This is a genomic window from Pseudarthrobacter sp. O4, from assembly GCF_050157025.1.
Classification (GTDB): domain Bacteria; phylum Actinomycetota; class Actinomycetes; order Actinomycetales; family Micrococcaceae; genus Arthrobacter.
Genome location: NZ_CP189591.1, coordinates 4,330,475 through 4,350,194 on the forward strand (window position 1 = coordinate 4,330,475; position 19,720 = coordinate 4,350,194).

At 66.6% G+C, this 19,720-nt stretch carries 17 protein-coding genes and 1 pseudogene; 8 read left to right on the top strand and 10 right to left on the bottom strand.

Annotation, left to right across the window (positions count from 1 at the left end):
* Positions 1-76: 76 nt before the first annotated feature.
* Together gndA and ACQCSU_RS20050 are read right to left on the bottom strand one after the other, a co-directional pair.
* Positions 77-1,516 carry an NADP-dependent phosphogluconate dehydrogenase gene (gndA, locus tag ACQCSU_RS20045; protein ID WP_426977068.1) on the bottom strand — a complete coding sequence of 480 codons (1,440 nt, stop codon included), beginning with the start codon at positions 1,514-1,516 and terminating at the stop codon, positions 77-79.
* A gap of 71 nt (positions 1,517-1,587) precedes the next feature.
* A complete protein-coding gene (locus tag ACQCSU_RS20050; protein WP_426977069.1) occupies positions 1,588-2,937 on the bottom strand; it encodes an MFS transporter in 1,350 nt (449 codons plus the stop codon).
* A 150-nt stretch (positions 2,938-3,087) separates the two neighbouring features.
* Here ACQCSU_RS20050 and ACQCSU_RS20055 point away from each other — a divergent pair, with 150 nt between their 5' ends.
* From ACQCSU_RS20055 to ACQCSU_RS20075, 5 genes are all read left to right on the top strand, one after another.
* Entirely contained in the window at positions 3,088-4,146 is a 1,059-nt protein-coding gene (locus tag ACQCSU_RS20055) for a LacI family DNA-binding transcriptional regulator (protein ID WP_426977070.1), read from the top strand.
* 121 nt (positions 4,147-4,267) lie between these two features.
* The gene (gene uxaC / locus ACQCSU_RS20060) at positions 4,268-5,689 is read left to right on the top strand and encodes a glucuronate isomerase (protein WP_426977071.1); all 1,422 of its coding nucleotides are present in this window, start codon (positions 4,268-4,270) and stop codon (positions 5,687-5,689) included.
* The gene (locus tag ACQCSU_RS20065) at positions 5,686-7,134 is read left to right on the top strand and encodes a mannitol dehydrogenase family protein (protein ID WP_426977072.1); all 1,449 of its coding nucleotides are present in this window, start codon (positions 5,686-5,688) and stop codon (positions 7,132-7,134) included. The genes uxaC and ACQCSU_RS20065 overlap by 4 nt, the downstream gene beginning before the upstream one ends.
* A gap of 144 nt (positions 7,135-7,278) precedes the next feature.
* Entirely contained in the window at positions 7,279-8,508 is a 1,230-nt protein-coding gene (gene manD, locus ACQCSU_RS20070; RefSeq protein WP_426977073.1) for a D-mannonate dehydratase ManD, read from the top strand.
* Complete coding sequence (locus ACQCSU_RS20075) at positions 8,505-9,083, top strand: gluconokinase (RefSeq protein ID WP_426977074.1); 579 nt, start codon at positions 8,505-8,507, stop codon at positions 9,081-9,083. Before manD ends, ACQCSU_RS20075 begins: the two co-directional genes overlap by 4 nt.
* On the opposite strand, the gene ACQCSU_RS20080 is transcribed toward ACQCSU_RS20075, so the two are convergent.
* A complete protein-coding gene (locus ACQCSU_RS20080; protein WP_426977075.1) occupies positions 9,075-9,230 on the bottom strand; it encodes a hypothetical protein in 156 nt (51 codons plus the stop codon). The genes ACQCSU_RS20075 and ACQCSU_RS20080 overlap by 9 nt on opposite strands.
* Positions 9,231-9,525: 295 nt before the next feature.
* Here ACQCSU_RS20080 and ACQCSU_RS20085 point away from each other — a divergent pair, with 295 nt between their 5' ends.
* Positions 9,526-9,999, top strand: a complete 474-nt coding sequence (locus tag ACQCSU_RS20085; protein ID WP_426977076.1) for a hypothetical protein — start codon at positions 9,526-9,528, stop codon at positions 9,997-9,999.
* Between the two features lie 24 nt (positions 10,000-10,023).
* Here the strand turns inward: ACQCSU_RS20085 and ACQCSU_RS20090 are convergent, their stop codons facing one another.
* From ACQCSU_RS20090 to ACQCSU_RS20115, 6 genes and pseudogenes are all read right to left on the bottom strand, one after another.
* Complete coding sequence (locus ACQCSU_RS20090) at positions 10,024-10,275, bottom strand: IS1096 element passenger TnpR family protein (protein ID WP_426977077.1); 252 nt, start codon at positions 10,273-10,275, stop codon at positions 10,024-10,026.
* A gap of 112 nt (positions 10,276-10,387) precedes the next feature.
* Positions 10,388-12,144: pseudogene (locus ACQCSU_RS20095) on the bottom strand (DUF222 domain-containing protein).
* A 229-nt stretch (positions 12,145-12,373) separates the two neighbouring features.
* Entirely contained in the window at positions 12,374-13,123 is a 750-nt protein-coding gene (locus tag ACQCSU_RS20100) for a maleylpyruvate isomerase family mycothiol-dependent enzyme (RefSeq protein ID WP_426977078.1), read from the bottom strand.
* Positions 13,123-13,959 (bottom strand): fumarylacetoacetate hydrolase family protein, encoded by an 837-nt coding sequence (locus ACQCSU_RS20105; protein ID WP_426977079.1) that lies wholly within the window; start codon positions 13,957-13,959, stop codon positions 13,123-13,125. The genes ACQCSU_RS20100 and ACQCSU_RS20105 overlap by 1 nt, the downstream gene beginning before the upstream one ends.
* A complete protein-coding gene (locus tag ACQCSU_RS20110) occupies positions 13,956-15,110 on the bottom strand; it encodes a cupin domain-containing protein (protein WP_426977080.1) in 1,155 nt (384 codons plus the stop codon). The genes ACQCSU_RS20105 and ACQCSU_RS20110 overlap by 4 nt, the downstream gene beginning before the upstream one ends.
* A 130-nt stretch (positions 15,111-15,240) precedes the next feature.
* Entirely contained in the window at positions 15,241-16,029 is a 789-nt protein-coding gene (locus tag ACQCSU_RS20115) for an IclR family transcriptional regulator (protein ID WP_426979871.1), read from the bottom strand.
* A gap of 81 nt (positions 16,030-16,110) precedes the next feature.
* Between ACQCSU_RS20115 and ACQCSU_RS20120 the strand changes: the two genes are divergently transcribed.
* Both ACQCSU_RS20120 and ACQCSU_RS20125 read left to right on the top strand, forming a co-directional pair.
* Positions 16,111-17,469, top strand: coding sequence for an MFS transporter (locus ACQCSU_RS20120; RefSeq protein WP_426977081.1), 1,359 nt, complete (start codon positions 16,111-16,113; stop codon positions 17,467-17,469).
* Entirely contained in the window at positions 17,462-18,718 is a 1,257-nt protein-coding gene (locus ACQCSU_RS20125; RefSeq protein ID WP_426977082.1) for an FAD-dependent oxidoreductase, read from the top strand. Before ACQCSU_RS20120 ends, ACQCSU_RS20125 begins: the two co-directional genes overlap by 8 nt.
* 115 nt (positions 18,719-18,833) lie before the next feature.
* Here the strand turns inward: ACQCSU_RS20125 and purU are convergent, their stop codons facing one another.
* The gene (gene purU / locus ACQCSU_RS20130) at positions 18,834-19,718 is read right to left on the bottom strand and encodes a formyltetrahydrofolate deformylase (protein ID WP_426977083.1); all 885 of its coding nucleotides are present in this window, start codon (positions 19,716-19,718) and stop codon (positions 18,834-18,836) included.
* Positions 19,719-19,720: the final 2 nt, after the last annotated feature.

Below are 19,720 nucleotides of genomic sequence, written 5' to 3' on the forward strand. Positions count from 1 at the left end.
GACAGGCGAAACTTTTTCCCGATGACTGGGAAAATATTTTCCGTGACGTGGGAACAAGCGTGCCACCGCTTCTGCCTCAGCGCCCTGACAGGGCCACAAGCAGCCTTCGTTTCCGCAAGAAACTATGGGAGGACCTCCCGCAACCGAAAGGGACTAGTGCGTGTCCACGGCCTCGATCGAGGTCGCGCTGGCCCTGGATCAGGGCGGCCGGGAGGCGCTTGCGGCGCAGGCCGTCGTAGTAGGCCAGCGAGGAGGAGAACACCGGCACCGGGATGCCGAGCTGGACAGCCGTGGAAACAACCCGGCGCCAGGCCGGAAGGACCTCGGCGATCGCCTTGGTGAAGGCGGGCGCGAAGAGCAGGTTGGCCGGCTTCTCCGTTGCGGCGTAGGCCTTGGTGATCTCCTTGAGCAGCTCCGCCCGGATGATGCAGCCGCCGCGCCACAGCGAGGCGATCTCGTCCAGCTTCAGGTCCCAGCCGTATTCCTTCGCGGCCGAGGTGAGCATGTCCAGTCCCTGCGCGTAGGAGACCAGCTTGGAGGCGTACAGCGCCTGGCGCACGTCTTCGACGAAGGTCCCGGGGACCTCGACGTCGGCCCCTGCGCCGGCCAGGAGTTCCTGGGCCAGCACACGCTGCTCCGTCTGGGAGGACAGGGCCCGGGCGAAGACCGATTCGGCGATGCCCGACGTCGGCGATCCCAGTTCGAGCGCGGAGATGACCGTCCAGCGGCCGGTGCCCTTCTGGCCCGCGGCGTCCACCACGACGTCGACGAACGGCTTGCCGGTCCTGGCGTCGACGTGGCCGAGGACCTCGGCGGAGATTTCGATCAGGAAGGAGGCGAGCTCGCCCTGGTTCCACTCCTCGAAGATCTTGGCCTGTTCCGCCGGTTCGATCCCCGCGCCGGAGCGCAGCAGGTCGAAGGCTTCGCCGATGACCTGCATGTCCGCGTATTCGATGCCGTTGTGGACCATCTTGACGAAGTGGCCGGCGCCGTCGGTGCCGATCCAGGCGCAGCACGGCTTGCCGTCCACGTGGGCGGCAATTTTTTCCAGCAGCGGGCCGAGGGCGTCGTAGGACTCCCTGGAGCCGCCGGGCATGATCGAGGGGCCGTTCAGGGCGCCCTCCTCGCCGCCGGAGACGCCGATGCCGACGAAGTGCAGGTCCTTCTTGGCCAGCGCGGCCTCGCGGCGGCGGGTGTCCTCGTAGTGCGAGTTGCCGGTGTCGATGATGATGTCGCCCGCCTCCAGGAGCGGCTCGAGCTGCTCGATCACGGAGTCCACCGGCTTGCCGGCCTTGACCATGATCAGCACGCGGCGCGGCTTCTCCAGCGAGTCGACGAGTTCCTGGAGCGTCTCCGTGCGGACGAAGTCTCCGTCCTGGCCGTGCTTTTCCAGGAGCGCGTCGGTTTTCTCCACGGACCGGTTGTGCAGGGCAACGGTGAAGCCGTTCCGGGCCAGGTTGCGGGCGAGGTTGGCCCCCATCACCGCAAGGCCGGTGACACCGATGTGTGCTGACATCAAAACTCCAATTCATTTCTGTGCAACGAGTGCATTGAGTCCCGCACATCCTGCGGAAGGATGCCTCCCGGTCAGGCCGCGTTCTCTTCCAGAGTCAGGTCGCGGTCCTTCGTCTCCGGAGTCTTCAGGGCTTGGACGAGGGAGATCCCGACTATGACCATCATGTAGAGCGCGATTGGCCAGTAAGAATTTGTCGCCCAGACCAGAAGTGCGGAACAGATGATGGGAGCAATACCCCCGCCGAAGATGGCTGAGAACTCACGTGCGATGGCGACACCGGCATAACGGTACTTGGAGCCGAAGAGCTCGGCGTACATGGCGGACTGCGCTGAGATTCCGCCTTCCACGGCGAATGTGAACCCTACGGCATAGACCAGTGCGATCAGCCAGACGTTACCGGTGCTGCTGAGCCAGAACGCAGGAAAAGAGAACAGGAACAGGAAGGACAGGATGAAAACGTTAACTGGTTTACGGCCCCAGCGGTCGGTGGCCCGCCCGGCGATCAGCGCGGCCGGGATGGCGAAAAGCCCGCCGATGGCCAGCATCTGAGGGATCAGTGCCTTGTCGATGTTGACGACGGAGATCAGGAACGTGCCAAGGAAAGCCTGGTAAATGTAGGAGTGGGCATGTGTTCCCATGTTGATGAGGAAAACCTGGCGCAGCGGACGGCGGCCCTTCTGCAGAACTTCCTTGATCGGTGAGGCAGCCTGGACCTGCTCACGTTTCAGCTCCGCAAAGACCGGGGACTCTTTCATGTGCCGACGGATAAAGTAGGCGGCGACCGTGACCACGGCGCTGGAGAGGAAGACGAGGCGCCAGCCCCAGGATTCCAGGTCTTCACGAGGCAGGAGCTGGACCAGGATCCAGGCGAGTGAACCGAAGACGGAGCCGACGGCGGCTCCTGCCCACACGAGGGACGTCATGGCGCCACGTTTGCCTCTGGGCGCGAATTCGGCAAGAAGTACCACTGCGCTTGCCATTTCCGCCCCCGCGCCGAAGCCCTGGATGAACCGGAGCACGGTCAGCAGGATCGGCGCCAAAATGCCGGCTGTCTCGTAGGTAGGGAGCAGGCCCATGGCGAATGTGGCGGTCCCCATCAGGGCGAGGGTGGCCACGAGAACAAACTTCCGCCCGATCTTGTCGCCGAAGCGTGAGAAGAACAGGCCGCCCATGGGGCGGGCAATGAATCCGACGGCGTATGCGCCGAAGCTGGCGATGAAGCCTACTGCGGGGGAGACATTCGGGAAGAAGAGGGTGTTGAAGATGATGGCTGTTCCGACACCGTAGACAACCATGTCGTAGTTTTCCAGGACAGTACCGATGAAGCCGGCCCACCCGGCACGGCGCAACTCCTTGCTGGAAGGTTCGGGAGGGGAGCCAATCGCAGACCGCACCGGCTGAGCTGAGGAAATTGAGGACATTGCATTCCTAATCTGGAGAAAGCGGACCACTGCGTCCGCGACCCTGCAAGTCTAGTGACTATGGCCACAAATGGCAACCGATTGCCGCACTAGAGCCAGTACGTCGCCTCTGAGTCATTTGTCGGTAAGGGTCGTCGGTAGGATGGGGCTGTGACCGAACTCGCGAAGCCTGACTCTGCCCCAACACCCCGAGACGCCAAGAATGGCGCCCGCGAGGGCAGAGGCAACGCCACGATTTACGACATTGCCAAGGTTGCAGGGGTTAATCCGTCCACGGTGTCCCGGGCTCTGAGCAAGCCCGGCCGGGTAAGCCCCAAGACGCAGAAACTGATCGAGGACGCGGCCGCCGGACTCAATTACCATGTCAATCCGTTTGCGCGCGCGCTGCCGACCGGCCGCACCAGCACCCTGGGGCTGATCGTCGCGGATATCACCAATCCGACGTTCTTTGACATCATCCGGGGGACAGAGAGTACAGCTGCCGTGCGCGACTACACCTTGGTCCTCGCCGAATCGGCCGAATCCGCGGTAACCGAATTGATGACAGCCCGGCGATTAATGGCAACCGTGGACGGCCTCATCCTCGCCAGCCCGCGGATGGATGATGACAACATCCGGGCGTTGGCCCGGGACAAGCCCGTGGTTGTCATCAACCGCGAGGTCGAGGGAGTGCCGTGCGTAGTCCCTGATGTCAACAAGGGCATCGGTGAGGCGGTCCGCAGCCTGGCCGCCCACGGCCACCAGAAGATTGCCTTCGTCGCCGGGCCGCCGCAGTCCTGGATGTCTGGCCGCCGCTGGGAGGGCGTCCAGGCCGCCTGTGACTGGTCCCGGCTCGAGGCCGTGCGGCTGGAATCCACAAAACCAACGATCGAGGGGGGCAGGCAGGCCGCGCGCGCTGTCCGCGCCAGCGGCGCCACGGCGGTCCTGACCTACAACGACCTCCTGGCGATCGGACTCATGCAGGAGCTCCAGGCGGCAGGCATCGAGGTGCCCGGGCAGATCAGCATTGTCGGCTTTGACGACATCTTCGGGGCCAACTTCACGACGCCGCCCCTCACCACGGTGCGGGCACCGTTGCGCCAGAGCGGTTCAGATGCCGCAAAACTCCTCTTGCAGATACTGCACGGCGGGACGGAGGATTCCTTTGTGGTGCAAGCAGAAAGCGAACTGGTCATCCGCGGCTCCAGCGGACCGCTCTTCACCCGCTGACGCTGCTCCAGCACCTCCGTCCGCAGCCGTGCGGACCAAAACCCGCAAAGGGTAAAGCACTCAGAGCCGCCCTGGTTGGCAACCGATTGACAAAAATTGCCAAAGGAAGGACTATTGCTTTATGTCAGAGTCGATTGCCGCTAATCCCGACCGGCTCCTCCCCGCGGATCCCGGAACGCGCAGTATTGCCCGCGCGCTTCTGGAGCGGGTGCAGGACCTTCCCATCATTTCTCCGCACGGCCACGTTGACGCCGCCGTCATCGAACACAACACGCCGTTCCCGGACCCGGCCGCGCTGCTGGTCAGCCCGGACCACTACGTCACTCGCCTGATCCATGCCAGCGGAGTGCCACTGGACCGGCTGCGCGCACCCAAGCCGGGGCATACCGCGGCTCCAGTACTGAAGCCCCGCGGTGTCTGGCGCGAGTTCTGCAACTCGTGGCCGCTCTTCGAAGGAACGGCGTCCGGCTACTGGCTCCGCCACCAGTTCGAGAGCGTGTTCGGCCTCCACCAGGAGCTCAGTGCCGAGACCGCTGATGCAACGTATGACGCCATCAGCGCCAGGCTGCAGGAGCCCGGCTTCCGCCCCCGCCAGCTGTTCAAGGACTTCAACATCGAGGTCCTGGCCACCACCGACGACCCGCTCGATGACCTCGCCAGCCACAGGGCCATCGACGAGGATCCCACCTTCCATGGCCGGGTCCTGCCCACGTTCCGCCCGGACCAGTACCTGAACATCGCGCACCCGCAGTGGCAGGCGAACGTCGAGCGACTCATGGCGGCAGCGGCCGACGGCGGAACCGGCTATGCCGGGTACATCAGCGCGCTGGAGAACCGGCGTCGTTATTTCGTGGACCACGGGGCCGTATCGGCGGACCACGGCGTCCGCACGCCCGCAACGCTGAAGCTTGACGACGCCGAGGCGGCCAGGCTGTTCGAGCGGGCCCGCGCCGGCCAGGCCACGGCGCAGGACCGCGAAAACTTTGAAGCCCACATGATGTACCAGATGGCGCGGATGTCGGTCGAGGACGGGCTGGTGATGACCATCCACCCGGGTTCGTACCGCGACCACCACGGGCCTACGTTCAACGCCTACGGCGCGGACACCGGCCACGACATTCCCTTCGCGGTGAACTACACCGAGGCCATCCGCCCCCTCCTGCAGGACTTTGGTACCGCCAAGGACTTCCACCTCGTGCTCTTCACGTTGGATGAGACTGTATTTTCCCGCGAGCTGGCGCCCTTGGCCGGCTTCTACCCGTCTGTGTACCTCGGTGCCCCGTGGTGGTTCCTGGACGCACCGGATGCCATGCTCCGCTTCCGTGCCGCCGTGACTGAAACGGCCGGCTTCTCAAGGTCGTCGGGCTTCATCGACGACACGCGTGCGTTCTGCTCGATCCCGGCCCGGCATGACGCCTCGCGCCGGATCGAGGCCGCCTTCCTGGCGCGCCTTGTCGCCGAGCACCGGGTCAGCGAGGACCGCGCGCACGAGATCATCGTCGACGTCGTCGATTCCGCTCCGAGAAGGGTCTTCAAGCTGTGACCATCGAGCTGCAAATCGGCGAGCAGGCGCCTGTGCCGGCAGCGCTGCCCCGGTTGAACAGGTCCCTCCGGCCCAGCGCCAAGGCGCCGGTCCGGATTGTCCACCTTGGACTGGGCGCCTTCCACCGGTCCCACCAGGCCTGGTACACCCATCAGGCAGGCGACGCCGCCGAGTGGGGCATCGCCTCCTTCACGGGCCGCAGGCCGGACGCCGCGCTGGCGCTTGCCGGGCAGGACGGTCTGTACACCGTGGTGGAGCGTGCCGACGGCGGTGATTCGTTCGAGATTGTTAGCAGCATTGTTGAGGCCGTGGACGGCGCCAACGTGGGCCGCCTCGCCGAGCTGGTTGCCGCCCCTGCCACGGCGGTCATCACCCTGACCATCACCGAGGCCGCCTACCGCCTTGACTCGGACGGCCAGCTCGACCGCACGGCTCCCGACGTCGTCGCAGACCTTGCGCTTTTGGCCGGTACTGCGGCTGGCGGCGGCACACCGACGACGCCGCTGGGCCGGCTGGTCTTCGCCCTCGCTGCCCGCAGGACCGCCGACGGCGGCCCACTAGCCGTCGTCTGCTGCGACAACCTCTCCAACAACGGAAGCGTTGCCCGCAGCGCGGTGCTTGGCCTGGCCGCGGCATGGGACGCTGGACTGGCTGCCTGGGTTGACGCCAACGTCAGCTTTGTCAGCACCTCCGTGGACCGCATCACGCCGCGGACCACCGACGCCGACCTCGAGGCCGTGGAGGCCGCATGCGGCTACCGCGACAACTCACCGGTAGTGGCCGAGCCCTTCCGCAGTTGGGTACTGAGCGGGGCCTTCCCGGCCGGCCGGCCGCGCTGGGAAGACGCAGGCGCGGTTTTCGTGGACGAGATCGAACCGTTCGAGAACCGCAAGCTCTGGCTGCTTAACGGTGCCCACTCGCTGCTTGCATACGCAGGGCAGCTGCGCGGCCATGCCACTGTGGCCGAGGCATTGGCGGATCCCGCGTGCCTGCACGCCGTCGAGGCTTTCTGGGACGAAGCCGAGGCCAATCTGGCAAGTGCCGGGCTCAAAGGTGCCGAGCTGCGGATTCCGGAGTACCGTGCCGAACTCCTGGACCGCTTTAGGAACGCACGCATCGCCCACCACCTCGCCCAGATCGCCATGGACGGCAGCACAAAACTGAGGATGCGCGCTGTACCGGTGCTCTTGGCCGAACGCTCCCACGGCAGGTCCGGCGCCGCCGCCGCGCTCATGATTGCCGCATGGATGGACTTCAGTGTCCACGCCGGAACCTTGCAGGATCCGCTCGCAGACGAAGTGGATGCCGCCAACGCGTTGACCGGCACCGGGCGCATCCGCACCCTGTTGGCTCTCCTCAACCCGCAATTGGCAGAGGACCATGCCATCACCGAACTCATTGAAGGCCTGAGCGGCACGTTCACGGAACCAGCAATCGGCCCCTAGTTTTCCCTCATCAGCACGGCCGTATTCAGAGGGTCGGAGCCTGGAGCAACGGTCGTCCCCGTTGCTCCAGCCATGTAGCCACCGCCGGCGCGCCGACCGGTAATTACAAAACACCGAGACTTACTCGGATTGGAAGGATCTGCCATGAAAATCATTGCCGCGGAAGTCTTCGTGACGAGCCCGTCCCGTAACTTCGTCACCCTGCGCATCACCACCGAGGACGGTGTCACCGGGATCGGGGATGCGACCCTGAACGGCCGGGAGCTGGCCGTGGCCGCGTATCTGAAGGAGCATGTCGCGCAGCTGCTGATCGGGAAGGACCCGCACCGGATCGAGGACACCTGGCAGTTCCTCTACCGGTCCTCCTACTGGCGCCGGGGTCCGGTCACGATGGCCGCGATTGCCGCGGTGGACATGGCGTTGTGGGACATCAAGGGCAAGGTCGCGGGGATGCCGGTGTACCAGCTGCTGGGCGGGGCGTCCCGGAACGGGCTGCGCGCCTACGGCCACGCCTCGGGGGCGGATCTGCCCTCGCTGTTCGATTCGGTCCGGGAGCACCTGGAGCTGGGCTACAAGTCGGTCCGGATCCAGACCGCGGTGCCGGGCATCAAGGCCGTCTACGGGGTCGCGGCGCAGGCGCAGGCCTCGGGGGAGCGCTACGACTACGAGCCGGCCGGCCGGGGCGCGTTCCCGGTCGAGGAGGACTGGGACACCCGGGCGTACCTGCGGCACCTGCCCTCGGTGTTTGAGGCGGTCCGGAACGAGTTCGGCCCGGAGCTGCCGCTGTTGCACGACGGGCACCACCGGATGACCCCGATCCAGGCCGCGAAGCTGGGCAAGGCCCTGGAGCCCTATGACCTGTTCTGGCTGGAGGACTGCACGCCGGCGGAGAACCAGGAGGCGCTGCGCCTGGTCCGCCAGCACACCACGACGCCGCTGGCGATCGGGGAGATCTTCAACACCGTGTTCGACTACCAGACCCTGATCAAGGAACAGCTGATCGACTACGTCCGGGCCGCGTCGACGCACTTCGGCGGGATCTCGCCGCTGAAGAAGGTGATGGACTTCGCCGCGCAGTACCAGATCAAGTCCGGCTTCCACGGGCCCACGGACATCTCCCCGGTGGGCTTCGCCGCGCAGCTGCACGTGGGCCTGGCGATCCACAACTACGGGATCCAGGAGTACATGCAGCACTCGGACGCCACCAACGAGGTCTTCGAGCAGTCCATGACCTTCGTCGACGGCTACCTGCACCCGGGGGAGGCGCCCGGCATCGGCGTCGAGTTCAACGAGCAAGCCGCCGCGGCCTACCCCTACCAGCAGGCCTACCTGCCCTACAACCGCCTCGTCGACGGAACGGTCCACGACTGGTGACGAACAATCAATCCCCCACTCCGAAAGCCGGCGTCACACCTGGCGCCGCGCCCGCCCGCCGCGTTGTTGTCATGGGTGTCTCCGGCTGCGGCAAGACCACCATCGGTGACCTCGTGGCGCGCGAACTCGGCGTCCCGTTCCTCGACGGCGATTCGCTCCACCCGGTGGAAAACGTCGCCAAGATGGCTGCCGGCAGCCCGCTGACGGATGAGGACCGCTGGCCCTGGCTCGCCACCGTCGGCAACGCACTGGCCGGTGCCGGTGCGGGCGGCCTGGTCCTGGCCTGCTCCGCGCTTCGCCGCAGCTACCGGGACGCCATCCGGGAGCAGGCGCCGGACACCGTGTTCCTGCACCTCGACGGCAGCAAGGACGTCCTCGGCGCCCGGCTGGAGGGCCGCAGCGGACACTTCATGCCGGCCACGCTGCTTGACTCCCAGCTGGCAACCCTGGAACCGCTGGGGGCGGATGAGGCCGGGGTTGTCATGGACATCGCGTCCCCGGTCGAGCGGGTGGTCCGTGATGCTGTGGCCGGCATCAACGGCGAAGAGCAAGACCTACGGGCACGTCTACCGTGATTGATCGGCCACATCGGCGCGCCGGAGCTTTCCCGGCATATCCGTCCCGGCATCGCTGAACAGAACCTCCTGCCGGCTACCCTTGCGCCAGAACTGCTCCAGGACCTGCTGCTCCAGGAACTGCTCCGCGGCGAGCTGGCCATCCACGGCATGATCCCACCGACGCCTCCCTGATGATTGGCGCCAGTTGCAGTGCTGGGCGCCAGTTGCAGTGCTGGGCGCCATTGGAAGCGAAGCCCACCGTACAATCGCCGCCCGGATCGCGGACAAGACAGTCACGCTGGTCAAGGACACCGCGAACAACCTGCCTACTAAGCCGGAGCCGCACAGACGCAGGTGCAGCGGTGAACTTCTACATCCAGATTGTGCTTGGCTTCGCACCGTTCCTCGCCGGGCTTGCGTCCCTGCCCATGACCGTGGTGCTGATCATCCAGGCGGGATCGTGGCGAAGAACCTGCCGAAACTGGGTGCGAAGATCCCGACGGCCGTGGGGCCGGTCTTCATGGCGGCTGCGATGCTGTGGCTCACGCAGGTCAGCGCCGAGGGCAGCTACCTCGTCAACATGCTGCCGGCGTTGCTTCTCATGGGCGTCGGGCTGGGCATGGTCTTCGTGCCGATGCAGAACCTCGCACTGTTCGGCGTGGACAAGGATGATTCCGGTGTCGCCGGCGCTTTGGTCAACGCCTCGCAGCAGATCGGTGGTTCCCTGGGCATCGCCCTGTTCAGCACCATCGCTGCCGCAGCCACAGCCGGTGGTGTGTCGCTGGCGTCCCTCTCCGCGGGCTACTCCATGGTCTTCCTCTGGGCCGTGGGAGTTGCGATCCTGATCGCACCGATTGCTCTGCTTCTCATCAACATCGACCGCAAGAAGTTCACCGGAACCGACGGTGACGCCCCCATCGTCCATCTGGGATGAACCCGTCCTAACGGAGATAAAGGATCACTGGCCTGCCGAATGACGACGGCGGCACTCAGCGAGTGCCGCCGTCAGCAAGTCCCGGTGGACCCAGCGCCGTGGTTCACGCAGCTTCCCATTGACCGGCCGCAGTCGCTTGTAGGCGTCGGTGTCGTTGAAGGAATGCAGATGCGAATCCCGCCACCCGACGGCCGCTTGGATGATGTCGTGGATCCTGTCCAGCGTCAGGGAAGAGTCGACCTCGAGGAGCCGCCAGATGACAGGTTCGCTGCCCACTATCGACACCTTCACCCGCAGTAACGCTGAACCAGGATCTCCATCTACATCGCGTATCGTCACAGCACCATCCTGCCAATTCCGGGTCTCTAAGAGGCGGCCGCTACTCTGGCTAGGCGCTGTCCGAGGCCGTGAGGAACAGGAGGCATTCCGGGACGGGGTCGTCGAGGGGCGCTGGCCAGCCCGGATCGTCCGTGTCTGCCGCGGGCAATGAGTCCCAGGCCGTGAATGAGTCCCAGGCCGTGAATTGGTGCCAGTCCGGGAAGGGGTCCGGGGGCAGTTCCGGTTCGGGATCCCGGCCGGGTTCCTGGCCGGGGTCCTGGCCGGGATCCGGGCCGGGGTGCCCGGTTGGCGCCGGGTCCGGCTGGTGTCCCGGATCCGCGGGCAGGCCTTGGTGCGTGCCGGTGTTCGTGGCCAGGATGTGGTGTGGCCAGCGGGGTGGTTCCCAGTCCTGGTGTTCGCTGGGGTGGTGCCGGCCTGAGGGTGCGGTCCACCCTGGTGGGTTGTCTTTGCTGGCTCCGGTTGGTGTCCAGGCGGAGCTGTGTTTGAGGCGGTGGTGTCGGGGGCAGGGCTGGCCGAGGTTGGAGATGCCGGTGTTGCCTCCGTCGGCCCAGGCCAGGAGGTGGTCTGCTTCGTTGTCCAGGGAGTGGTTGCTGCAGCCGGGGAAGGGGCACTTGCCGTCGCGGAGCCGGAGCCATTGACGCTGGGCCTTCGTGACGCGGTAGCTGGTCCGTCCGATTTCCAAGGGTGCGCCGTCGCGGGGGTCGGTCAGGACGCGGTGGAAGGAGTCGGCGCCGTCGGCGATCAGGCGGCGGGCCATCGACGGCGGGATCGGCCCGTACCCGTCCAGGGTGGCTGGTTCGTCGGTGGCGCCCAGGAGGGACAGGACCGGGACGGTGATCAGGACCTGCGCCCGCGGGGACGGGACACCCCCGGCCACACCCGCGCCCGTGCCGGTTCCGCCGCCGGCCGTTCCGCCGCCGGCCGTTCCGCCGGTGGTGCCGGTGCCGGTGGTGTGGCTGGTGAGGAGCCAGGTGGCGGTGATGTCGGCGCGGAGCTGGGCCAGGGGCCGGGTCTCGGCCGGGCCCTGGAGGGCGCGGGCGGCGGCGGTGGTCCGTTCCCAGATCCCTGCGGCGGTAGCTGCCGGGAGGTAGGCGGAGAGCCAGGCCATGCCGTCCCGGTCCGGATGTAGTCGACCCGGCGGTCCTCGGCGCTTTTGGTGTGGCGTTTTTCGATGCTGACCGGGTGGTGGCGTTCCCGCCAGGCGCGTGCCTTGGCGCGGAACCGGGACGGGACGAGGTCCCCGGCCTGGCACCCGCGGGCGGGGTTCGGGGCGCCGGGGTCCAGGAAGTGGGCTTCCAGCGCGGCCGCTCCGGCGGGATCCAGGCTGGTGGTTTCGTCGACGATGATCCGTGCGTGCTGCCAGGAGATCGTCCCGGCCTGAAGGGCCGTCAGGGTCAGCGGCAGCGCCGTCGTCAGGGCCTGGCATTCGGACAGGAGGGCTCCGGCGGTCCGTTCGCTGACGGTCAGGACACAGGCGACCTCCGCGACCAGGGCCATCTCCTGGGCGGTGCGTTCCTGCGGGGACGCCGCCGGTGAGGCCAGGGCCCTGGCCGCCTGCACGTATTCGGCGGCCAGCCTCACCTTCAGCGCGGCGGTCCGGGCTTCCAGCCGGGCCACCTCGGCGAGACCGTCCAGGCAAGCATCCGCCAGATTCCGCAGCGGATCGGTGTCTCGCAGCGGATCGGCGGCGGGCGGATCAGGGCGGTCCGCGCCGGCGCCGGTGAAGGCAGCAAGCACAGCAGCGGACGCGGCGACGGCCGCCAGGGCCTCCCTGCTTTCCGCACTCCAGGCTGTTCTGCTTTCCATACCCAAAGCATCTCAGGAGGCACCGACTTTAATGATGGAATGAGTGGTACCGCGGTGTGACTCAGGCACCGACTGACGGCTTCTGGCCTGTCTTCTAAATGATCAGTCCACCGCGGTACCACCGCAGGAAACGCGGCGGCCAGGTGGACATGACTTAATAGAATGGTTCCAAAAGACCCATTACCGTCTTGTCTGCCCACCCGGCACTACCGACGCACGCACCCAGGATTCAGATCCACTTGGGTGCTGCCGGTACCTGGCCGAGGGCTGCGCCGTTCTCTGCGGTGACGCCGCCGCTGCCACGGCCTGCGGCCCATTCGACCACTGCGGCCAACGATCCGGATACCACTGTGGGGGACGCCGACGTGGAGTCCCCGAACGTGAGATCGCGGTCAGTTACCTTAACCACGAGGCCCTCGTCCGTGCCGCGGGCCTGCCAGGCGCCGGTGATATCCCGGAGGAGCCGCTCCAGCACGGGTACCGGGATGTCCCCGAAGGCGGCGCCGTTGGCCAGGTCGACGGCGTGCATCCAGACTTCTCGGCTGCGCATCCAGACCGTTTCCGTGGCAGGCACTTCCCGGCCCTGGATCGTCCGCACTTTGTGGCGCCAGGCGTCCTCCAGCAGGTCGCGCCATTCGACGTTCAGGTGCACGGCGGAGTGGTCAAACAGGTTCCGCAGCGCGATCGGGCTCAGCGTGGCGCCGAAGTCGATCTCGTGGTCACGGACCGCGGTGGACGGGTACATCGGGGATTCCACTCCGGTGGCCGCCCACTCGATGAGCCGGGCGATGGCCCGGGCGTTGTAGCCGATGTGCGCCGTGATGTGGCGGCGGGTCCAGCCCGGCAGCAGCGAATCGCCGTCGAGCTCCGCGTCACTGAGTTCGTTGAGCTTGCGGGCGAAGAACGCCGTGCCCCGGCGCGCCTGCAGCAGTGCCGCAAGCAGCTCTGGGTCCGTGGTCTGGTCGTGGCGGGCAACCATCAGGCTTCCTTGACCACACGGTTCTTCAGCTGGCCCAGTCCCTCGATGGTGGTAACCAGGAGCTGGCCTTCCTGCAGGTAGCGCTTGGGGTCCTGGGCGTGGCCAACACCGCCGGGGGTGCCGGTGGCGATCACGTCGCCCGGGTTCAGCGTGATGATGGTGGAGATGTAGGAGACCAGGTACTCGGGAGTGAAGACGAGGTCGCCGGTGGGGGTCTGCTGCTGGACTTCGCCGTCGACCTCGGAGGTCATCAACGGGCCGGCGGTGAATTCGTCCTTGGTGACAAGTGCGGGCCCGAACGGGGTGGACTTTTCCCAGGTCTTGCCCTGCAGCCACTGGATGGTGCGGAACTGGTAGTCCCGCATGCTCACGTCGTTCAGCACGGCGTAGCCGGCGATGTGGTCCGCGGCGTCGGCTTCGCTGATCCGGCGGCCTTTCTTGCCGATGACGACGGCGAGTTCGGCCTCCCAGTCGACGGCGTCGGATTCCTGCGGGAGGGCCAGGTCATCGTTCGGGCCGATCAGGGATTCCTGGTACTTGGCGAACAAGGTGGGGAACTCGGGGACTTCCCGGCCCATTTCCTTGATGTGGTTGCGGTAGTTGTGGCCCACGCAGATGATCTTGCCGGGGGAGGGGACGACGGCGTCGAGGTCCGCGCCGTCGAGCGGGTGCGTGGCGCCGTTGGCTGCCTTCGCGGTCGCCTCCCAGCCTGCTGAGCGGAGCAGCTCTCCGACGTCGGCAAAGCCGTTGATCTCGGTCAGGGTGTCGCCGTCCTGGCGGACGGCCTGGGTTACTGTTTTGTCCCCCTGGGGGAGGCGGAGGGTGAGGAGTCTCATTTGTTGCGTCCTTCGATGTAGGTGCGGTTGAAGTTCAGCCGTTCGAAAATGGGGGCGTCACTGAAGCGGAAGAGATCGAACCCGGTGTCCGCCTGCAGGTCCGCCTGCAGCTCGGCCCGGAGGGACCATTCTGTCCAGGACGGGACGACGAAGAGGTCGCCCTTTTCCAGGGTCCTGGTTTCGCCGTTCAGGACCACGGAGCCGGAGCCTTCGAAGACCTGCCAGACGCTGGAGCCGACTTCGCGGACGGCTTCGGTGGAGGCGCCGGCGCGGAGGCGGTGGAATTCGGCCCTGATGGTCGGCATCACGTCGCCGCCGGTGGTGGGGTTGGTGTAGCGGACGGCGGCGTGGCCCTGGGACACAGTGGCCGGGTGGCCCTCGTCCTCGAGCAGCAGCTGCTCGCGCAATGCCCGGTCCGTGTGTTCCCAGCGGTAGGCCGCGATGGGGGAGCTGGTGGTGTCATCCAGGCCGGAGAGCGGACGCAGGCCCGGGTGGGCCCAGAGCCGCTCGGCCCGGGAGATGTCCGGGGTGGCCTCGTCCGTGACGCGCTCGGTGCCGAACTCGAAGAAGCCGGCGTCGGCGTAGTGCACAAAGGGGATGTCCAGGCCGTCGATCCAGGCCATGGGCTCATCGGTGTCGTTGTGGTGGCCGTGGAAGTTCCAGCCCGGGGTCAGCAGGAAGTCGCCGCGGGACATCCGCACCGGGTCCCCGTTCACCACCGTCCAGACGCCTTCGCCCTCGACGACGAAGCGGAACGCGTTCTGGGAGTGGCGGTGCTCGGGCGCGGTCTCGCGGGCGCCGAGGTACTGGATGGCTGCCCACAGCGTGGGGGTCGCGTAGGGCGTGTTCGCCAGGCCCGGGTTGGCCAGGGCAATGGCGCGGCGTTCGCCGCCGCGGCCCACCGGGACAAGATCGCCCGCCCGGGCAGCCAGCGGGTACAGGTCGCTCCACCGCCAGACGTGGGGCACCGCCTTGGGGGTCGGGACCATCGGCATCAGGTCGGCGATCCCGGTCCAGAGCGGGATCAGGTTCTCGCGGTCAAAATCCCGGTACAGCTCCTTCAGCTGGGCAGCCTCTTCGGGCGTCGGCTCCGGAGCAGTGTGCCCCGCGGCCACTGATTCATGAGTCGTGTTCTCGGCGCTGATGGACACGTGGGCCTCCTCGGTAGGTCAGAACAGTTCTTTGGCGTAGTTCGACTCTACGGACGCAGGTATGTGATCCCGAGCATATTCTGCTGGTCAGAATTGATTGACTGTTCCTGCTGGGTGGCCAGCCAGGTGCTCAGTCCGGCCCGGCCGGATTCGCCGCGATATCGATCTCCAGCTGCCGGCAGGTTTCCCGCAGGGCGGGGACGAGCCCGGCGTCGAACACCCGGCGGAAGCGGGTCGCGGGAGTGGCGACGCTGAGCGCGCCGACCACCTGCCCGTGCCGGTTGTGCAGGGCCATCCCGAGGGCGCTCACACCCTCCTCCGTGCCTTCGAAATTGGCCGCGAAGCCGTTGCTGCGGACGGACTCCAGCTCGCGCAGGAACGCCGGGTAATCCGTCGCCGGAATGGTGTCCCCGCCAATCTCGGCATTGTTGCTGCGGAAGAGCTGGTCGATCATGTGGAGTTCCAGTTCGGCGAGCATGGCCTTGCCTCCGGAGGTCTTGTTGGCTGGCATCACCGTCCCCTGCCGGTCACCAACCCGTAACACATTGTCCCCTTCCACCGTGGCCAGGAACCGCACTTTCGTACCCACCCGCACCATGAGGTTGACGGTCTCGTTGAGTTGCGCGGAGAGCAGCTCCATGTGCGGCTGGGCGAGCGAGCGGAGCAGCCTGGTCCAGCTCAGCCCGGCCGGCCCGACGCCCATTGCCGGGCCGGGGACATAGCGGCGGGTTTCATCCTGTACGGCGAAACCCCGGTAGACCAGCATCGCCAAGAGGCGGTGGGCGGTGGACGGGGCCACGCCCAGCTCCTCGGCGGCGTCCTTGAGCCGCAGTGCGCCGCCGTCGCGGAGCAACTGGAGGAGCTGCAAGGCGTTGTCGACTGCCTCGATGGAATAGGTGGGCCGCTTCTGTACGGGCATCCGGGCGGACTTGGCTGATGGGTTGTTCTGCACATCAGAATTGTATTGTGGTTCACCTGTGACCGCTACGACAGTAGTGGGATGAATCACACACCTTCCGCCGTAGCACCGCAACGGTCCTCGCCGGGGGCTCCCGCCCCCACTACCGCCGATGGGCCTGCATCAGGGTTCTCCAAAGGCTCGGCAGCAGCCGTCCTCGTCTGCTGGCTATTGGTGGTCTTCGATGGCTACGACCTCATCGTCTACGGCACCGTCCAGTCCTCCCTGATCTCCGAGACCGGCTGGGGCCTGAGCAAGGCCACCGCCGGGACCATTGGATCCATGGCCTTCCTCGGCATGATGATCGGTGCCATCTTTGCCGGCCGGATGGCCGACTCCTGGGGCCGCCGCCGCACCATCCTCGGCTGCGCCATCATCTTCTCGATCTTCACCATCCTCTGCGCCTTCGCCCCCAACGCCGCCGTCTTCGGGGCACTGCGGCTCCTCGCCGGCGTCGGGCTTGGCGGACTGGTGCCCTCGGCGAATGCACTCGTTGCCGAGCTGGTCCCCACCAAATGGCGGTCCACCATCGCTACCCTGATGATGTCCGGCGTCCCGATCGGCGGATCCATTGCGGCCCTCGTCGGCATCCAGCTGATCCCCGCCTTCGGCTGGGGGTCCATGTTCCTCGTGGCCGTGCTCGCACTGATGATCGTGGTGCCGCTCGGACTGAAATACCTTCCGGAGACGCTGGCCCCGGTCCGCGCCACAGGCAGTGCAACAGGCAAAGCTGCACGCAAGGCAGCCGGCAGCGGTCGCAAGATCATGGAGCCGTCAGGCTTCAAGTCCCTGCTCCGCGCCCCGTACCTGGGGGTCAGCGTGCTTTTCGCCCTGGCGACGCTCGCCACACTGTTTGCTTGGTACGGGCTGGGCACCTGGCTGCCCAACCTCATGCAGCTGGCCGGGTACAACCTGGGCTCCGCCCTGACCTTCGCCCTTGCCCTTAACCTCGGGGCGGTGGCCGGCTCGGTCATCACGGCCTGGGCAGGCACCCGCTTCGGTCCGATTCCGACCGCCATCGCCGCGGCCGCCGTCGCCGCCGGCGCGCTGGTGGTCCTGGTCGCGGGACCGCCGGTCAGCGTCGTGTACCTCATGCTGGTCCTCGCCGGCGTCGGCACCCACGGCACGCAGTGCCTCATCATCGCCGCCGTCGCGAGCCACTATCCCGGACACCTGCGGGGGACCGCGCTGGGCTGGGCGCTGGGGACCGGCCGCATCGGCGCCGTCGCCGCACCGCAGGTAGGTGGCCTCCTGCTGGCCGCCGGGCTGGGTGTCAGTTCCAATTTCCTCGCATTCGCCGGTGCCGCCGCGATCGCCGCGGTCCTGCTGGCCGCTGTCGGCCTCAAACTGAAGTCAAAACTCTCCATCTCACCCTCACCAACAGGAGCAAGCAATGTCTGAGCACGCCACGTCCACCGATGTCCTCGTCATCGGAGGGGGAATGGCCGGACTGGCCGGAGCCCTCGCGCTGCGGGAAAACGGCGCCAACGTCACCCTCGTGGAGCGGGCCCCTGAATTCGGCGAGGTCGGCGCGGGGCTGCAGATGGCCCCCAACGCGTCCCGAGTCCTCAAACGCTGGGGCCTGCTGGAAAAGGCACTGGAAATCGGCGTCCAGCCCAAACACCTGGTCTTCCGCGACGCCGTCACCGGCGAGGAGCTCACCCGCCAGAGCCTCGGCGGGGAATTCGCGGAACGCTACGGCGCACCGTACGTTGTGATCCACCGCAGCGACCTGCACCGGGTCCTGCTCGAAGGCTGTGAGGCGGCCGGCGTCAAGCTCGTCAACGACGTCCTAGTCGAAAGTGTTGAGACCGTGAACGGCCGGGGTGTGGCCCACACCGCCGCAGGCGTGGACTACGAGGCCGACGTCGTGATCGGCGCCGACGGACTCAAGTCCACCCTGCGCCCGCTCGTCGCCACCGACCAGCCGGTCCCCTCGGCCTACGTGGCCTACCGAGGCACCGTGCCGATCACCGAAAACACGCCCAAGGCCGACCTCGAGGACGTGATCGTCTACCTCGGACCGGACTGCCACCTCGTGCAGTACCCGCTGCGCAAGGGCGAGCTGCTGAACACCGTGGCCGTTTTCAAGTCCGCCTCCTTCGAACGCGGCGAAGAGCAGTACGGGGGAGTGGACGAGCTTGAGGCCGCCTACAAGGATTGCGTCCCGGCCGTTCAGGAAGCGCTGAGGAACCTGGGCACCGGCATCCGCTGGCCCATGTACGACCGCGACCCGATCGAAAACTGGGTCGCCGGCCGGATGGTGCTGATGGGCGACGCCGCCCATCCCATGCTCCAGTACCTCGCCCAGGGCGCCTGCCAGGCGCTCGAGGACGCAGCCGTGCTGCAGGACGTCAGCAACGGCACCGTGTTCACCCCGGACGGCGTCAACCAGGAAGCCTGGGACGACGCCATCAAGGAATTCAACAACCTCCGCGCCGGGCGAACCGCCCGGGTCCAGCGCACCGCCCGCATCTGGGGCGAATCCTGGCACGTCTCCGGACTGGCCCGGACGCTGCGCAACCTGCTCTTCAAGAGCCGGAAGGACAACGACTTCCAGTACAACGACTGGCTGTACGGCCAGACCGGCGATGGCGTGCCGGCCGTTGACGCGACTCACTCCAGTCTGGCGAACCGGATTTCTGCCTGACCTGGCGACGGGTCCCCGGTCTGGAGTACGGTCCGAGCCACACTTGGGCCCACGATTCCCCCTCGACAGCCCTCCGGAAGTCTGGGCACGTGCTGTATCTAGCGCAGTAGGACAACTAGCGCAGTACGACGGTCCGGTTGCCTTGGAGGAAAACGCGTCCCTCGCAGTGCCAGCGGACGGCGTTGGACAGTGCTTTGCACTCGGTGTCCCGTCCGGCGGCCACGAGATCGTCGGGCCCGTAAGTGTGGTCCACCTCCACCACCTGCTGGGAGATGATGGGCCCTTCATCGAGCTCCGCGTTGACATAGTGGGCGGTGGCGCCGACGGTCTTCACGCCGCGGGCGTGCGCCTGGTGGTAGGGCTTGGCGCCCTTGAAGCTGGGCAGGAAGGAGTGATGGATGTTGATGGCGCGGCCGTCCAAGCGGCGGGTGAGTTCGTCGCTGAGGACCTGCATGTACCGGGCCAGCACCACCAGTTCGACATCCAGCCGGTCGACGAGCTCCAGGAGGCGTTCCTCGGCTGCCGGCTTGGTGTCTGCCGTGACGGGCACATGAAAGAAAGGGATGCCGTGCCATTCCACGATCCCCCGGTGGTCCGGATGGTTCGAGACGACTCCGACAGTATCGATGGGCAGTTCACCGATGCGGGCGCGGAACAGCAGATCGTTGAGGCAGTGCTCGAATTTCGAGACCATGATCAGGACCCGGCGTTTCGTCCCGTGGGCGCGCAGTTGCCACTGCATGCCAAATTTTTCGGCTACGGGCACGAAGGCATCCCGGAGCGTATCAGTGATGGCAGGTTTGCCGGCCGGGTCTCCGTCCGAAGCAAAGTGGATCCGCATGAAGAAGTGGCCGTCCACCTCTGAGTCGAATTGCTTGCTTTCCAGGATGTCGCAGCCTTGTTCCATCAGGAACCCGGACACGGCATGGACGATTCCCCGTGTTTCCGGGCAATCGAGTGTCAGAACGTATTCAGGGGCGCTGCTATTCGGGGTGTCCACGG

What these genes read in the sequence shown, in the direction of transcription:
- gndA (WP_426977068.1), bottom strand. Translation starts at nt 1,516, where the DNA reads ATGTCAGCACACATCGGTGTCACCGGCCTTGCGGTGATGGGGGCCAAC.
- ACQCSU_RS20050 (WP_426977069.1), bottom strand. Translation starts at nt 2,937, where the DNA reads ATGTCCTCAATTTCCTCAGCTCAGCCGGTGCGGTCTGCGATTGGCTCC.
- uxaC (WP_426977071.1), top strand. Translation starts at nt 4,268, where the DNA reads ATGTCAGAGTCGATTGCCGCTAATCCCGACCGGCTCCTCCCCGCGGAT.
- manD (WP_426977073.1), top strand. Translation starts at nt 7,279, where the DNA reads ATGAAAATCATTGCCGCGGAAGTCTTCGTGACGAGCCCGTCCCGTAAC.
- ACQCSU_RS20100 (WP_426977078.1), bottom strand. Translation starts at nt 13,123, where the DNA reads ATGGTTGCCCGCCACGACCAGACCACGGACCCAGAGCTGCTTGCGGCA.
- ACQCSU_RS20105 (WP_426977079.1), bottom strand. Translation starts at nt 13,959, where the DNA reads ATGAGACTCCTCACCCTCCGCCTCCCCCAGGGGGACAAAACAGTAACC.
- ACQCSU_RS20115 (WP_426979871.1), bottom strand. Translation starts at nt 16,029, where the DNA reads ATGCCCGTACAGAAGCGGCCCACCTATTCCATCGAGGCAGTCGACAAC.
- ACQCSU_RS20120 (WP_426977081.1), top strand. Translation starts at nt 16,111, where the DNA reads ATGAATCACACACCTTCCGCCGTAGCACCGCAACGGTCCTCGCCGGGG.
- ACQCSU_RS20125 (WP_426977082.1), top strand. Translation starts at nt 17,462, where the DNA reads ATGTCTGAGCACGCCACGTCCACCGATGTCCTCGTCATCGGAGGGGGA.